The 1,278-nt window shown below is 76.9% G+C and carries 1 protein-coding gene; it reads right to left on the bottom strand.

Annotated features, from left to right (window positions below; translation table 11 throughout):
* Positions 1–184: 184 nt before the first annotated feature.
* On the bottom strand, positions 185–1,278 hold a 1,094-nt coding region (locus CKO13_RS12240; RefSeq protein WP_274600698.1), incomplete at its 5' end, for a secretin N-terminal domain-containing protein.

Genomic DNA, 1,278 nt, shown 5'->3' with positions numbered 1-1,278 from the left:
CGCTGAGCATCGCAGCCCGAGCGGGGCGCCGAGCGGCGCCAGCCGCTCGGCGAGTGCGCGTTGTCCGAGCGAAGCGAGTTTAGCGCGCGGCCCCGCTCGGGCGAGAAGCGCAGGGGACCCCGCAGGGGCGCGCTCGTCAGAGCCCGCACCGCCGCCCACCCGCCGGGGGGCCGGCTCGGGCCGCTCACTGCCCCCGCTCGAGCAGCCGCGGCGTCACGAAGATCAGCAGCTCCTGGCGGCTGCGCTGCTCCTCGTGGCGGCGGAAGAGCCAGCCGATCAGCGGCAGCCGGGCCAGCCACGGCACCCGGCGCTCGCGCTCGCGGTGCTCGTGCTCGCGGACGCCGCCGAGGACCACGGTCTCGCCGGCGCCGACGCGCAGCTGCGTCGCCACCGACTGCGTGTCGATGCTCGGCACGCCGTTGAAGACCTGCCCCACGGCGTCCTTGGTTACCCGCAGCTCGAGCACCACCGTCTCCTCCTCGGTGACGATGGGCACGGCCGTCAGCGACAGCGCGGCGTTGCGGAAGGCGACGGCGGTGCCGCCGGACTCGGCGGTCTCCTGGTAGGGGATCTGGACGCCCTGCTCGATACGCGCCTCCTGGCGCTCGGCGGTGACCACGCGGGGGCTGGAGACGACGCGGCCGCGGCCCTCGGCCTCCATGGCCGAGAGCTCGAGCTGCAGGAGCTGCTCGCCGATCTTGCCGATGGCGATGCCGAGCCGGCCGCCGTCGCCGAGCTGCGGCAGGTCCGGCATCAGGCCGTCGTCGGGGCCCGAGTCGCCGTCGGCGAAGGTGGCGGCCCGGAGCCGGAAGCGCTCGTCGTCGACGCTGCGCAGGTCGAGGCGGCTGCCGAGCTCCCGGGAGTAGTCGCCGGAGGCGAGCACGATGCGCGCCTCGATCATCACCTGCGGGACGGGGCGGTCGAGCTCGCGGGCGAGCTCGGCGGCGGCCTCCAGGCGGGCGCTCGGGCCGTGGAGGATGAGGGTGTTGGTGCGCGGGTCGACGGCGGCGTCGCCGGCCTCGTCGAGCCAGCCGCTGCCGTCGGTGAGCAGCTGGGCCACGGCCTCGGCATCGGCGTGGGTCAGCCGCAGGGAGCGCATCTGCGTCTCCGGCTCGGCCGCTTCCTCCGCGGGCGCCTCCGGCTCGCCCCTGAGGCGCTCGAGGGCGCCGTGGAAGGGGTCGGTCGGCCCCTCGCGGGCCTCGGCGCCGAGGGCCGCCGCCGCGAGGAGCAGGCCCGCCGCCGGAAGGCCGGCGCCCCGGCGGGCGCGGCTAGCCACGG

Source organism: Halorhodospira neutriphila (assembly GCF_016584055.1).
GTDB classification, from domain to species: domain Bacteria; phylum Pseudomonadota; class Gammaproteobacteria; order Nitrococcales; family Halorhodospiraceae; genus Halorhodospira; species Halorhodospira neutriphila.
This window is presented reverse-complemented; position numbering and strand designations above follow the sequence as displayed.